The sequence below is a fragment of the Streptomyces sp. BoleA5 genome (genome assembly GCF_000373665.1).
In the GTDB taxonomy this organism is placed as follows: Bacteria; Actinomycetota; Actinomycetes; order Streptomycetales; family Streptomycetaceae; genus Actinacidiphila.
In genome coordinates this window covers 17,207-30,154 of the sequence record NZ_KB892101.1, presented here as the reverse complement: position 1 = coordinate 30,154, position 12,948 = coordinate 17,207, and the positions used below count along the sequence as shown (strand labels likewise).

Genomic DNA, 12,948 nt, shown 5'->3' with positions numbered 1-12,948 from the left:
CAAGGGATCCGCGGCGAACACGTCGCATCGTTCTTGTCCGGCTATTTCCGCGAGGTAATTCCGAATGCGCATGCCCAAGATCTCGAACTCCGTCTTCCGCGGCCGTCGCACCGTCGTCACCGCCGGCGTGTGCGCCTCGCTGGCACTCGGTGCGGCAGGGACGGCCATGGCGCAGACGCAGAGCGAGAGCCTGCTGGGCCTCGGCGCGGCCGGGAAGCTGGCGGACGCGACCCGGGCGCAGGCCGATGTGCAGCAGCGCGCCGCCCGGGCCGCGAAGGCCGACCGCCACGCGCGTGCCGAGCTGCACTGGAAGCACCGGAACCACGTGGGGCAGTCCGCGAAGAGCGCCCCGCAGCAGCAGAGCCGCACCAACAGCGGCTGGTCGGTGCCGGTCAAGAAGTACGCACTGTCCGCCGGCTACATGCAGAACGGCGCCCGCTGGGCCCACAAGCACTCCGGCCAGGACTTCGCCGTGCCGATCGGCACCAACGTCCACGCCGTGAGCGCCGGCACCGTCGTCGCGGCCGGCTGGGGCGGCGCCTACGGCAACAACATCGTGATCCGCCACGCCAACGGCATGTACTCGCAGTACGGCCACCTGTCGAAGATGCAGGTGCGCGTCGGCCAGTACGTCGGCCAGGGCCAGCAGATCGCGCTGTCCGGCAACACCGGCAACAGTACCGGTCCCCACCTGCACTTCGAGATCCGCAAGACCCCTTACTACGGCTCGTCCGTGAACCCGCTGCCGTATCTGCGGTCTCACGGGGTGTCGGTCTGATCCCGGTAGGTCCGGGCGATCAACTCCTGGGCGACCTCGAGGACGGCGGCGCGCTTGTCCTCGGGGTCGCCCTCGAGGTTCTGCATCGCGAACATCCCGGCGTGCATCGCGAAGACCGCGGTGATCGAGCGCACCTGGTCGGTCAGCGGCGCGTCCGGGTCCTTGAGCAGGGAGTGGACGGCGAGCAGCTTGGTCTTGAAGGTCTCGCCGATGCTGAGGTCGCGGACGGTGGCCTGGTTCTCCTGGATGAAGCGGAACAGCGGGCCGGCGCTCCACAGCGCGTCCGCGTAGCGCCGCAGCACCTCGCACTTGGTCTCCAGGGTGCGCGGCTGCTCCGTGGCCCAGGCGATCAGCTCGTCGACCGGTGAGGCCAGGTCCTCGACGATGCTGTTGAGGATGTCCTCCTTGGTCCTGAAGTGGTAGTACAACGCCGCTTTGGTCACGTCCAGGTGCTCGGCGATCTCACGCAGGGACGTCTTCTCGTATCCCTGCTCGGCGAAGAGCTCCAGCGCGACGTCCTGGATGCGGCGTCGCGTGTCACCTCTGCGTGCGTGGGGCGTTGCCATGGGCGAACTTTAACTTACTTGACGCCCGGCTAGTAAGCCGCATACTGTCAGGGTGCCCCAGGCAACTAGCCGGGCGGCAGGTAAGCAATCGAAGACAAGCAAGAAACAAGTAGGGGAGCTTGTGATGGCGGAGACCGCCGAGACCCCGCAGCGCAGCGTGCGCGTGGTGTTGTTCGGGCTCATGATCGCGATGCTGCTCGCGATGCTCGACAACATGATCATCGGCACCGCGATGCCCACCATCGTGGGCGAGCTGGGCGGCCTGGAGCACCTGTCGTGGGTGGTGACCGCCTACACGCTCGCCACCGCCGCGTCGACGCCCGTCTGGGGCAAGCTCGGCGACCTGTACGGCCGCAAGGGCATCTTCATGTCGTCGATCGTGATCTTCCTGATCGGATCGGCGCTGTCCGGCATGGCGCAGGACATGGGCCAGCTGATCGCCTTCCGCGCCGTGCAGGGCCTGGGAGCCGGCGGTCTGATCGTCGGTGTGATGGCGATCATCGGTGACCTGATCCCGCCGCGGGAGCGCGGCAAGTACCAGGGCATGATGGCCGGCGTCATGGCGGTCGCGATGATCGGCGGCCCGCTCGTCGGCGGTTACATCACCGACAACTGGGGCTGGCGCTGGAGCTTCTACATCAACCTCCCGCTCGGCGTGGTCGCCCTCTTCATGATCTCGGCGGTGCTGCACCTGCCGAAGAAGCAGATCAAGACCAGCATCGACTACCTCGGCACGGTGCTGCTCACCGTCGGCATCACCTCGCTCGTCCTGCTCACCACCTGGGGCGGCAACCAGTACGAGTGGGGCTCGCCCCAGATCCTGGGCCTGCTGGTGCTCGGCGTGGCCGCGCTGGCCGGATTCCTGTACGTGGAGACCCGCGTCGCGGAGCCCGTCATCCCGCTGCACATCTTCCACAGCCGCAACTTCTCGCTGATCTCCGTGATCGGCTTCCTGGTCGGCTTCGTGATGTTCGGGGCGATGACCTTCCTGCCGCTGTTCCAGCAGATCGTGCAGGGCGCCTCCGCGACCAACTCCGGCCTGCTGCTGCTGCCGCTGCTGCTGTCCATGATGGTCGTCTCGCTCATAGCCGGCCGGGTCACCACCCAGACCGGCAAGTACAAGATCTTCCCGATCGTCGGCGGCGGCCTGATGACCGTCGGCCTCTACCTGCTGTCGACGATGGACACCGGCACCAGCCGCTTCGTCTCCGGCGTGTGGATGGCCGTGCTCGGCGCGGGCATGGGCTTCCTGATGCAGATCACGATGCTCATAGCGCAGAACAGCGTCGAGATGAAGGACATGGGGGTCGGCTCCTCGTCCTCCACCCTCTTCCGTACGATCGGCGGTTCCTTCGGCGTCGCCCTCTTCGGCGCGATCTTCACCCACCAGGTGCAGAACACCATGACGGACCGCCTCGGCGAGGCCGCCGCGGGAGCCACCTCCGGTTCCGCCCAGATGGACCCGGCGGGCCTGGCCAAGCTGGCGCCGCCGGTGAAGGACGCCTACCTCCACGCTGTCGCGGGCGGTACGCACCACGTCTTCCTGTGGGGCGCCGTCGTCAGCGTCATCGGCTTCCTGCTGGCCTTCTTCGTCAAGGAGATCCCGCTCCGCTCGGCGCCCACCGCGCCCAGCACCGAGGAGGCGGTCGCCGCGGTCGAGGTGGTCTGAGCCGCCTGGCCCCCCGGCCACCCGCTGCCGATGCCCGCACGGGGTCGTTCTCCGACCCGCGTGCGGGCATCGTCCGTATTGTTTGTATGCGCGACCCGCGGCTCCCGCGGCCCTTCTACTCCCGGGGGAGCAGCAGCCGGGCGACCGCCCCGCCCCCCTGCTCCGCGGGCACGTTGCGGAAGGTGAGCCGGGCGCCGAGGACGCGGGTCTGGCCGGTGGCGATCGTCAGCCCCAGGCCGTGGCCGCTGCCGGCCCGGTCGCTGCTCCCCGTGCGGAAGCGGCTGGGGCCGTCGCGGAGCAGGTCGCCGGGGAAGCCCGGGCCGTGGTCGCGGACCTCCACGTACGGACCGTCGACGCTGACCTGGATGGGCGGCCGACCGTGCCGCGAGGCGTTCGCCAGCAGGTTGCCCAGGACGCGCTCCAGCCGCCGGGGGTCGGTGCGGACGACGGCGTCGCCGCGGACGGTCACCGCCGCCTCGGGCGCCGCGGCCGCCACCCTGCGCCGCACGAAGTCGCCCAGCGGCACGTCCTGCAGGTCGGCCTGCTCGGCCGCGCCGTCCAGCCGGGCGACCTCCAGCACGTCCTCCACGAGCGTGCGCAACGCCTGCGCCCGGTCCCTGACCAGCTCCGCGGGGCGCCCGGGCGGCAGCAGCTCGGCCGCGGTGACCAGCCCCGTCACCGGGGTGCGCAGCTCATGGGCGATGTCCGCGGTGACCCGGCGCTCCGCCTCCAGCCGGCCGGCCAGGGCGTCCGCCATGGCGTCCACGGCCCGCGCCAGCTCGTCCGTCTCGTCGCGGACCCGGCCGCCGATCGCCTCGCGCACCCGTACGTCCGTCTCCCCGTCGGCCACCCGGCCCGCGGCCTCGGCCGCCTTGCGCAGCCGCCGGGACAACTGCCCGCCGATGAGCACGCCCAGCGCCGTGCCGCCCACGACGACCGCCGACGAGCCGATGACCAGGGCCTGGTCCAGGTCCTCAAGGACCGAGAAGCGGTCGGTGAAGGTCGCCTTCAGCGACAGGATCTTGCCGTCCTTCAGCGGGGTCTGCGCCCACACCACGGGCGCGCCGCCGTCGTCGGAGACGTACGTGGCCCGCTTGCCCTCCCGGGCCAGCCGCTTCAGCGGCGCGGGCAGGTCGGGGTCGTCCAGCCGGGCGTTCATGGTCAGCCGGCCGGTGGACTCGTAGATCCGCTGGGCGAACTGCACCCGCTCGTTCTGGGCGTCCCGGGAGTTGTCGATCATGCTTGCCCGGGCCGCGTTGTGCACGACCAGGCTCAGCACCAGCGCGACCAGCGCCGACACCACGGCGATCGCCACGCAGACCTTCCAGCGCAGCCCGATCTTCGGCATCCGACGGCCCCTCCTCGCGGCGGGGTCCCCGGGTCGTGCGGTCACCGCGTCAGCCCCTGAGCTTGTAGCCGAAGCCGCGCACCGTCTCGATGCGCTCCTGCCCGATCTTCGCCCGCAGACGCTGCACATGGACGTCCACCACCCGGGTGTCGCCGCCCCAGTCGTAGTCCCAGACCCGCTCCAGCAGGCGGTCCCGGGACAGCACCGTCCCCGGCGCCGCCGAGAACTCCAGCAGCAGCCGCATCTCCGTCGGCGTCAGCGCGATCCGCTCACCGGCGCGCCGCACCTCCATCCCCTCCGGGTCCACCTCCAGGTCACCGAAGGTCAGCACCCCCGCCCCGGCCGGGGGCCCGTCCACCGCGGCCACCCGGAAGCGCCGCAGCACCGCCCGCATGCGGGCGGTCAGCACGGCCCCGTCGAAGGGTTTGGTGACGTAGTCGTCGGCGCCCGCCTCCAGGCCCAGGACGACGTCGATCGCGTCGGCCCGCGCCGAGAGCATGATCACCGGCACCGTCGACTCGTCCCGGATGCGCCGGCACAGGCTCACCCCGTCCAGGCCCGGCACCATCACGTCCAGCAGCGCCAGGTCCGGCTGCCGCGCCCGGAACGCCTCCAGGCCGGCCAGGCCGTCCGGCACGGCCGTCACCTCGAAGCCGTCCCGCTCCAGCGCCAGGGTGGTCGCCTCGCGGATGACGTCGTCGTCCTCGACGAACAGGACGTGCGTCTCAGCCATGCGAACCGCTCCCGGTGCCGTCGTCCGTCTCGTAGTCGCGGTGGGAGAAGGAGACCTCCTCGAAGCGGGTGCCGTTCCACCGGTACGTCGTGACGTCCTCGCCGGAGGGGTTGGAGACCGTGTCCTGCGGCTCGTACACCTGGTGGGTCACCTTCAGGGTGCCGTCGTCGATCTCGGCGAAGACGGGGGGCTGCTCGTCGGCGAAGACGTTGACGTACCCGCCGTCCACGCGGCGGTAGACGTAGCTTCCGATGCCCACGCTGTCCGCGCAGGTCGAGACGTTGACCACCAGGTCCGTGGCGTCCTTCCCGGTCAGCCGGCCGGAGCGGCGGTCCACCGGGTACGGGTCCGCCGAGGCACCGGGACGGGCCGCCGCGGCCGCGGACGGCGCGGGGCAGGCCACCAGGCTGTCCCGGATGTCCCGGGCCACCTTCGGGTCGCGCTGCACCAGGTGCACCACGTCCGCGGCGGCCTTGGCGTCCGCCGTCCGCGGGTCCGCCGACCGCCCGGTGCCCAGCGGGTGGGCGTCCGGGGCCGGCGGCGACGCCGAGGGGGACGCCGGGGCGGCGGAGGCGACCGCGGCGGTGCCCTCCTCGCGGACACCTCCGGCGTCGCGGCAGCCGGTCACGGCGACGAGCGCCCCGCACACCGCGACAGCGGCGGCAGCGGCTCCCACCGGGACTACGCTGCGGCGCACACGCCCTCCGTACCGCCCGTGACGGGCTCCACGGGCCTTCCGTATCCGTTGCTCTGCCGCTCCAGCTCGGCGCGCAGCCGCGCCAGTGCCCGGTGCAGGGTGCTCTTCACGGTACCCACCGACATGCCCAGCGCGTGCGCCGTCTCCTCCGTGCTGAGCTGCCGGTAGTGGCGCAGCAGCACCACCTGGCGCTGCTTGGGGGCCAGCATGCCGAGCGCGTCCAGCAGCATCGCCCGGTCCGCCCGCTGCTCGGCGCCGTCGTCGACCGACCCCTCCGGCAGCTCGGGGGTCGGCACCTCCTCCAGCCGGCGGGCGCGCCACCACTCGGTACGGGTGTTGATCATCACCCGGCGCATGTAGGCGTCCGCGAGGCTCTTGTCGGCGATGTCGCCCCAGCGCGGGTAGGTGCGCGCCAGCGCCGTCTGGACGAGGTCCTGGGCGTCGATCGGGTCCGGGACGAGCCGGCGCGCGCTGCGCAGCAGGGCCTCCTGCCGGTTCCGCACGTACTCCTCGAAGTCCATGACCTGGGCTGTCCCCTGGGCGTTCGCCGCCATGGCGTCCCTCCGTCCGGCGCGCTCGATTACGACCTGCCCGACGCTACGGAGCGGATGTACGGCTTTGACGACCGCCGCCGCACAGCGGACCCACAGCCACCCATCGGTTGTGTAACGACTCGGCCGTCCGGGGAGCGCGGCAGTCAGCCGGGCAGCCGGTACATACCGTCCTGGAGGGGTTCCACCAGGCCGTCGGCGACCAGGCCGTCCAGCGCCCGGGCGCGCTGGACGGGCTCGTGCCACACGGCGTCCAGCGCCGCCTGCGGCACCGGCTCCGTGGCCTCGCGCAGCACGGCCAGCAGCCTGCCCCTGACCTGGCGGTCGGTACCGGCGTACGTCTGGCCGCGGCGCGGCGGGCCGTCGTGCCCGGGGGAGCCGGCCAGCCGCCAGGCGCACTGCCCGGCGATCGGGCAGCGCGCGCACTCGGGGCCGCGGGCGGTGCAGATCAGGGCGCCCAGTTCCATGGTCGCCGCGGCCCAGCGGGCGGCGGTGGCCTCGTCGGCGGGGAGCATCCGGTGGGCGACCCGGCGCTCGGCGGCGGTCGTGGCGTTCGGCGGGTACTCCACACCGGTCACGGCACGCGCGAAGACCCGGCGCACATTGGTGTCCAGCACCGCGTGCCGCTGCCCGTACGCGAAGGAGGCCACCGCGGCGGCCGTGTACTCGCCGACCCCCGGCAGGGCCAGCAACTCGGCGTGGTCCGTGGGCACTTCGCCGCCGTGCAGCTGGGCGATCGCGGTCGCAGCGGCGTGCAGCCGCAGCGCCCGGCGCGGATAGCCCAGCCGGCCCCAGGCGCGCACCGCCTCCCCGGCGGGGTCCGCCGCGAGGGCCCCCGGCGTGGGCCAGCGCTCCAGCCACTGCCCGTACACCGGCAGGACCCGGCTGACCGGGGTCTGCTGCAGCATGAACTCGCTGACCATGACGCCCCAGGCGCCCGCCTCGGGGCGGCGCCACGGCAGATCCCGGGCGTTGTCGTCGAACCAGTCGATCACGGGTGTGTGCAGCGAGTGGTGGTCGCGGTCGTCGTTCATAGCGCCTCCGATCCTACGTCCCCGGGGCCGCCGCGGCGGGCAGCCCGAACGGGCCGCGCGAACGGGTGGGGAGTCCCCGGAACGGAGGGGAGATCTGCTGATCAATCACACAAGTTGCCAGCGTGCCGCGCGTGCCTTGGTCCGATTCAAGGGAAACCGCATAAGGTTTGCGCGTGGGCTCTATGCGCAATCCCGTAGGACCTCTCCCGTCCTCCATCTACTGGCGGCGACGGGCGGTTGTGCTGCTCCTGCTCGCGCTGCTCACCGTCCTGGTCGTATGGGCCGTCAATTCCCGCGACGGCGGCGGGAACAGCGCCAACGGGCCGGACGGCCGCTCACCCGCGCCGTCCATCACCCCTGGTCCGTCCGCGAGCGGCCCGCTCAACAGCTCCCGCCCGGGCGGTTCGGTCGGCGGCGGTGGCGGCGGTGGCGGCGGTGACGACGGCGGTGACGCCTCGGACGGCGGCTCGGGCGACTCCGGTGCCACGGAAGGCAGTTCGCAGGGCGGCGACTCCGGTGCCGCCGACGGCGGCGCGGACTCCGGTGCCTCGGGCGCCGCGGGCACGGGTGGTTCGGGCGACAGTGGCAGCGACGGGGCGAACGGCGGCGGCGGTGCGCAGTTGCCCGCGGGCTCCTCGCTGCCGGACTGCGGGTCCGGCGTCACGCTGAACGTGCGCAGCACCGACAACGCCTACGAGCCAGGCGAGCGGCCCCGGTTCACGCTGACCGCGACCAACACCTCGGCCACCGCCTGCAAGCTGGACTTCGGCCCGGACTCGGCGGTCCTGACCATCACCGACGTCAACGACCACCATGTGTGGGCCAGCGACGACTGCCCCAGGAGCCGGGCCCCGTACCTGCTGCAGGTCCCGGCGGGCGGCTCGACTTCGTACGACGTCGAGTGGGACCGCCGCACGAGCTCCCCGCGGTGCGCCACCCCCAAGGGCGCGACGGCCCCGTACGGGACCTACCTTCTCGAGGTGAAACTGCCCGGCCGCTCCGAGAAGCAGACGTCCTTCGTCCTGAAGAACGTCTAGGACGCCGGGCACGCGCAGGGCCCGGGACGCCCCGGGACTTCGGCGCGGGGCGGCTCCTCAGACGTAGCGCTCGAGGATCGAGGACTCCGCGAGGCGCGACAGGCCCTCGCGGACGGAGCGGGCCCGGGCCTCGCCGACACCGTCGACCGTCTGCAGGTCGTCCACGCTCGCGGCCAGCAACTTCTGCAGCCCGCCGAAGTGCTCGACCAGCCGCTCCACGATCGTGTTCGGCAGCCGGGGCACCTTCGCCAGCAGCCGGTACCCGCGCGGCGACACCGCGGAGTCCAGCGCCTCCGGGGAGCCCGCGTAGCCCAGCGCCCTTGCCACGGTGGGCAGTTCCAGCAGCTCGCCCTGGGGCAGGGCGTCCAGCTCGGTGAGCGCCTCGGCGACCGTGCGGCTGCGCTTGGCGGTCGGCTCCGGCACGTAGTCGCGGACGACCAGCTCGCGCTCGGGCTCGACGCCGGCGATCAGCTCGTCCAGCTGCAGGGAGAGCAGCCGGCCGTCGGTGCCCAGCTCGACCACGTACTCCGCGATCTCCTTGGCGATCCGGCGCACCATCTCCAGGCGCTGCGCGACCGCCGTGACGTCCCGGACGGTGACCAGGTCCTCGATCTCCAGGGCGGAGAGCGTGCCCGCGACCTCGTCCAGGCGGAGCTTGTAGCGCTCCAGGGTGGCCAGCGCCTGGTTGGCGCGGGAGAGGATGGCCGCCGAGTCCTCCAGGACGCGGCGCTGCCCGCCCACGTACAGGGCGATCAGCCGCATCGACTGGCTGACGGACACGACCGGGAAGCCGGTCTGGATGGAGACCCGCTGCGCGGTGCGGTGGCGGGTGCCGGTCTCCTCGGTGGGGATCGACGCGTCCGGCACCAGCTGGACCCCGGCCCGCACGATCTTGGTGATGTCGCGGTCGAGGATGAGGGCCCCGTCGAGCTTGCACAGCTCGCGCAGCCTGGTGGCGCTGAACTCGACGTCCAGCACGAAGCCGCCGGTGCACAGCGATTCGACGGTCTTGTCCATCCCCAGCACGATGAGGCCACCGGTGTTGCCGCGCAGGACCCGCTCGAGGCCGTCCCGAAGGCCGGTGCCGGGGGCAACGGCACTCAGGGAGGCGCGCATCAGGCCCTCACCGCCGGAGCCCTCGCGACTCCAGGCCTTGCCGGGAGCTGCCGCCCGGTCGTTGGCTGCCACTGCTCTCCTCCGGTCGTACGGATGCCCGGATGGGCGAGACCAGGGCAAAGTTTACCGTCGGAAGGGTCAGGGACGTGGGGCCCTCTTGGGCAGGACGCGCAGGGCGTCCCCTATGTCCGTCACCTCCGTCACCTTCATCCCCGCCGGGATCCTCCCCGGGTCCGGCGGCACGAGGGCGTGGGTGAAGCCGAGCCGGGCCGCCTCGGCGAGCCTGCGCTGCACGCCGGTGACCCGCCTGACCTCTCCTGCCAGGCCCACCTCGCCCACCGCGACCAGGTTCTTCGGCAGCGGCGTGTCGATCGCCGCGCTGGCCAGGGCGAGCGCCACCGCCAGGTCGGCGGCCGGCTCCCCGAGCTTCACGCCGCCGACCGTCGCGGTGTAGATGTCCTGCTTGCCGATCGACCGGATCCGGCCGCGCTGCTCCAGCACCGCCAGCATCATCGACACCCGGGAGGTCTCCAGACCGGAGGTCGTACGGCGGGGGGAGGGGATCTGGGTGTCGACGGTCAGCGCCTGCACCTCGGCGACCAGCGGGCGCTTGCCCTCCAGGGTGACGGTCAGGCACGTGCCGGGGACCGGTTCGTCGCGCCGGGTCAGGAAGAGGCCGGACGGGTCGGCCAGGCCCGTGATGCCCTCGTCGTGCAGCTCGAAGCAGCCGACCTCGTCGGTGGCGCCGTAGCGGTTCTTGATGCCCCGGATCAGGCGGAGCCGGGCGTGCCGGTCGCCCTCGAAGGACAGCACCACGTCCACCAGGTGCTCCAGGAGGCGGGGACCCGCGATCGCGCCGTCCTTGGTGACGTGGCCGACCAGCAGCGTCGCCATGCCGCGCTCCTTCGACGCGCGGATCAGGGCGCCCGCGACCTCGCGCACCTGGGCCATCCCGCCGGGGGCGCCGTCGATCTCCGGGGAGGCGACCGTCTGCACCGAGTCCAGGATCAGCAGGGACGGCTTGACGTCGTCGAGGTGGCCGAGCACGGCGGACAGGTCCGTCTCGGCGGCCAGGAAGAGGTGGTCGGAGAGCGCCCCGATGCGGTCGGCGCGCAGCCGGACCTGCGAGGCGGACTCCTCACCCGTCACATAGAGCGTCCGTGTCTGCGGGCCCGAGGCCTTCGCCGCCACGTCCAGCAGGAGGGTCGACTTGCCCACGCCGGGCTCGCCGGCGAGCAGCACCACGGCCCCGGGCACCAGCCCGCCGCCCAGGACCCGGTCCAGCTCCGGCACGCCCGTGCCGCGCGCGGTGGCCTGCCGTCCGTCCACCTGGCCGATCGGCATCGCGGGCGAGGTCACCCGGCCCGGCGCGGTCGTCCGCACCGGCGCCGCGGCGCCGTACTCCTCGACCGTGCCCCACGCCTGGCACTCGCCGCAACGGCCGAGCCACTTGACCGTCGTCCAGCCGCACTCGGTGCAGCGGTACGACGGGCGGTCCTTGGAAGCGGGGCGGGTACGGGCAGCCATGTGCCGCACGCTATCGGGTGCCACCGACAACGCGGCACCGCCCGGGGGCGCGGACGTCTGCCGTCCGCTCCGGAGAACGCTCGTGCACCTGGCCGGAAGGGTCACCCGAGGGGGTGAGCGGCGTGTGCTCTTTCGGGCGGGATCACCACCCGTTTGGATTAAAGCCCGCCGTGATGCCCGAGGGCGTACGGGTCGTGGTCCTACCGTCACGGAGTGATGAGCAGCAGGTCTGACACACCCTCCCAGACAACCGGCGCGCACCGCCGACACCGCGCGCCGGTCCAGCGTGGCCGCGCCGCGCCGGGGACCAGCGGGTCCCCGGCGCGGCGGCGGCCGCGCCCGCAGGGGACCCTGCCCGCGCAGCCGCCGGCCCACTACGAGCCGTACCTGGACGGGCTGTTCACCTACTGCCTCTCCGTCCTGTGCGAGCACGACTCCGCCGCCGCCGCCCTCGGCGACGTGCTGGCCGTGGCCGAGCGCCAGCGCGCCCGGCTGCGCGACCCGGAGCTGCGCAGGCCCTGGCTGTACGCGCTCGCCCGCTGGGCGTGCCTGCGCACCCTGGCCGAGGGGCGGCCGGTGTCGGTGCAGGCCTCGGCCGACGTGGCCGCCCGCAGGCGCGGCGAACTCGCGGCGCTGGCCTGGCCCGAGGCGGCCGGCACCACGCCCGAGCAGCGCGAGGCGCTGGAGCTCGCCGTGCGGCACCAGCTCGCGCCGCACGAGGTGGCGCTGGTCGTCGGCCGGGAGCCGGACACGACGCGGGCGCTGCTCGCGCAGGCCGCCTGCGAGGTGGAGCGCACCCGGGCGGCGCTCGCCGTGGTCGAGCTCGGCAACTGCGCGGCCGTCGCCCGCCTCACCGGTGACTCCCGGGTGCTGCTGGGCTCGGCGCTCCGCCGCGAGCTGGTGACCCACGTCGACGTCTGCCCGCACTGCCGGGTCACGGCCGAGCGCGCCGTGGCGACGGGTCCCTGGCCGGGCCTGGCCACCACCGCCGCCACCGCCGTCCTGTCGACGGTCGAGGCGCCCCGCTCGGCCGCGTACGCCGCCCTGCTGCACGCCATGCGGGGCGGCGTGGGACGCACCCGCCAGAGCAGCCCGCGCTTCGACCGGCACGGCTTCCCCATGGACCTGAAGGAGCGGATGGCGCGGCGGGCGCGGATGCGGCATCGCGCGGTGACCTCCACGGTCGTCGCGGCGGTCGTCGCGGCGCCGGTGCTGGCGCTGTGGGCGGCGTACCACGGTGCGCCGCTGGCCCCCGAGCACAAGGGGGAAGGTTCCTTCAGCGCCGGCGAGGACCTCGACGGCGTCCAGTACGAGAAGGCCGGTGCCGCGGGCGCGGCCGACGCGCGTGGGCGTTCCAACCGCGGCGGCCAGGGCCGCCTGTCGGTCTCCGTGGCCTCCGCCGCCCCCTCGGCGTCGGCCTCCGCGTCCGCCGCGGCCGGTGCCCGCGGATCCGCCTCGCCGTCCGGCGCCTCCGGGCAGACCGACGAGCACGCGGCGCCCCGCGCGGGCCGGCTGCTCGTGGAGGCCCGCTCGCGCGGTCACGTGACCGTCGTCACCCTCACCGCCGAGGGCGACGGGCCGGTCCGCTGGAGGGCGGCCACCTCCGAGCCGTGGCTGCGGCTCAGCCGCGGCCACGGCAGGCTGCGCCCGGGGGAGAGCGTGACGCTGACGGTCTCCGTGGACCGCTCGCGGGAGCCCGTGGGGCCTTGGGCGGCACGGATCTGGTTCGACCCGTCGGGCGCGGTGGTCACGATCGAGGGGAGGGGGAGGCAGCAGTCGCCCTCCCCCGACCCCTCGCCGACCCCGTCCGCCCCCGACCCGACACCGAGCGATCCGCCGAGCCAGAGCCCCTCGGACTCCCCGTCCCCGGTCGAGGGCGAGAACTAGGCCGG

12 protein-coding genes are annotated in these 12,948 nt (G+C 73.3%); 4 read left to right on the top strand and 8 right to left on the bottom strand.

Going from position 1 to position 12,948, the window contains the following annotated elements; translation table 11 throughout:
- The first annotated feature begins 64 nt into the window (after nucleotides 1-64).
- Nucleotides 65-778: a peptidoglycan DD-metalloendopeptidase family protein gene (locus B085_RS0115895; protein WP_018559552.1), complete on the top strand. Its 714-nt coding sequence runs from the start codon at nucleotides 65-67 to the stop codon at nucleotides 776-778.
- On the opposite strand, the gene B085_RS0115890 is transcribed toward B085_RS0115895, so the two are convergent.
- Nucleotides 760-1,344 (bottom strand): TetR/AcrR family transcriptional regulator, encoded by a 585-nt coding sequence (locus B085_RS0115890; RefSeq protein ID WP_018559551.1) that lies wholly within the window; start codon nucleotides 1,342-1,344, stop codon nucleotides 760-762. The genes B085_RS0115895 and B085_RS0115890 overlap by 19 nt on opposite strands.
- A gap of 124 nt (nucleotides 1,345-1,468) precedes the next feature.
- Here B085_RS0115890 and B085_RS0115885 point away from each other — a divergent pair, with 124 nt between their 5' ends.
- Entirely contained in the window at nucleotides 1,469-3,013 is a 1,545-nt protein-coding gene (locus B085_RS0115885) for an MDR family MFS transporter (protein ID WP_018559550.1), read from the top strand.
- Nucleotides 3,014-3,128: 115 nt separating this feature from the next.
- Here B085_RS0115885 and B085_RS0115880 read toward each other — a convergent pair whose 3' ends face one another.
- From B085_RS0115880 to B085_RS0115860, 5 genes are all read right to left on the bottom strand, one after another.
- A complete protein-coding gene (locus tag B085_RS0115880) occupies nucleotides 3,129-4,361 on the bottom strand; it encodes a sensor histidine kinase (protein WP_018559549.1) in 1,233 nt (410 codons plus the stop codon).
- 49 nt (nucleotides 4,362-4,410) lie between these two features.
- A complete protein-coding gene (gene cseB / locus B085_RS0115875) occupies nucleotides 4,411-5,094 on the bottom strand; it encodes a two-component system response regulator CseB (RefSeq protein WP_018559548.1) in 684 nt (227 codons plus the stop codon).
- Nucleotides 5,087-5,770: a hypothetical protein gene (locus B085_RS42595; RefSeq protein ID WP_086020706.1), complete on the bottom strand. Its 684-nt coding sequence runs from the start codon at nucleotides 5,768-5,770 to the stop codon at nucleotides 5,087-5,089. The genes cseB and B085_RS42595 overlap by 8 nt, the downstream gene beginning before the upstream one ends.
- Nucleotides 5,771-5,775: 5 nt before the next feature.
- Entirely contained in the window at nucleotides 5,776-6,345 is a 570-nt protein-coding gene (locus B085_RS0115865) for a SigE family RNA polymerase sigma factor (RefSeq protein ID WP_018559546.1), read from the bottom strand.
- A 143-nt stretch (nucleotides 6,346-6,488) separates the two neighbouring features.
- Complete coding sequence (locus B085_RS0115860; protein WP_018559545.1) at nucleotides 6,489-7,376, bottom strand: A/G-specific adenine glycosylase; 888 nt, start codon at nucleotides 7,374-7,376, stop codon at nucleotides 6,489-6,491.
- A gap of 182 nt (nucleotides 7,377-7,558) precedes the next feature.
- Here B085_RS0115860 and B085_RS0115855 point away from each other — a divergent pair, with 182 nt between their 5' ends.
- On the top strand, nucleotides 7,559-8,413 hold the full coding sequence (locus B085_RS0115855) for a hypothetical protein (protein WP_202470822.1): 855 nt from the start codon (nucleotides 7,559-7,561) through the stop codon (nucleotides 8,411-8,413).
- Between the two features lie 57 nt (nucleotides 8,414-8,470).
- On the opposite strand, the gene disA is transcribed toward B085_RS0115855, so the two are convergent.
- Complete coding sequence (disA, locus tag B085_RS0115850) at nucleotides 8,471-9,601, bottom strand: DNA integrity scanning diadenylate cyclase DisA (protein ID WP_018559543.1); 1,131 nt, start codon at nucleotides 9,599-9,601, stop codon at nucleotides 8,471-8,473.
- A 66-nt stretch (nucleotides 9,602-9,667) separates the two neighbouring features.
- Nucleotides 9,668-11,056 carry a DNA repair protein RadA gene (gene radA / locus B085_RS0115845; RefSeq protein ID WP_018559542.1) on the bottom strand — a complete coding sequence of 463 codons (1,389 nt, stop codon included), beginning with the start codon at nucleotides 11,054-11,056 and terminating at the stop codon, nucleotides 9,668-9,670.
- Nucleotides 11,057-11,272: 216 nt separating this feature from the next.
- Here radA and B085_RS42590 point away from each other — a divergent pair, with 216 nt between their 5' ends.
- Nucleotides 11,273-12,943 carry a BACON domain-containing protein gene (locus B085_RS42590; protein WP_018559541.1) on the top strand — a complete coding sequence of 557 codons (1,671 nt, stop codon included), beginning with the start codon at nucleotides 11,273-11,275 and terminating at the stop codon, nucleotides 12,941-12,943.
- The last annotated feature ends 5 nt before the right edge of the window (nucleotides 12,944-12,948 follow it).

What these genes read in the sequence shown, in the direction of transcription:
- B085_RS0115855 (WP_202470822.1), top strand. Translation starts at nt 7,559, where the DNA reads ATGCGCAATCCCGTAGGACCTCTCCCGTCCTCCATCTACTGGCGGCGA.
- B085_RS0115865 (WP_018559546.1), bottom strand. Translation starts at nt 6,345, where the DNA reads ATGGCGGCGAACGCCCAGGGGACAGCCCAGGTCATGGACTTCGAGGAG.
- cseB (WP_018559548.1), bottom strand. Translation starts at nt 5,094, where the DNA reads ATGGCTGAGACGCACGTCCTGTTCGTCGAGGACGACGACGTCATCCGC.
- radA (WP_018559542.1), bottom strand. Translation starts at nt 11,056, where the DNA reads ATGGCTGCCCGTACCCGCCCCGCTTCCAAGGACCGCCCGTCGTACCGC.
- B085_RS42590 (WP_018559541.1), top strand. Translation starts at nt 11,273, where the DNA reads ATGAGCAGCAGGTCTGACACACCCTCCCAGACAACCGGCGCGCACCGC.
- B085_RS0115895 (WP_018559552.1), top strand. Translation starts at nt 65, where the DNA reads ATGCGCATGCCCAAGATCTCGAACTCCGTCTTCCGCGGCCGTCGCACC.
- B085_RS0115860 (WP_018559545.1), bottom strand. Translation starts at nt 7,376, where the DNA reads ATGAACGACGACCGCGACCACCACTCGCTGCACACACCCGTGATCGAC.
- B085_RS0115880 (WP_018559549.1), bottom strand. Translation starts at nt 4,361, where the DNA reads ATGCCGAAGATCGGGCTGCGCTGGAAGGTCTGCGTGGCGATCGCCGTG.
- B085_RS0115885 (WP_018559550.1), top strand. Translation starts at nt 1,469, where the DNA reads ATGGCGGAGACCGCCGAGACCCCGCAGCGCAGCGTGCGCGTGGTGTTG.
- B085_RS0115890 (WP_018559551.1), bottom strand. Translation starts at nt 1,344, where the DNA reads ATGGCAACGCCCCACGCACGCAGAGGTGACACGCGACGCCGCATCCAG.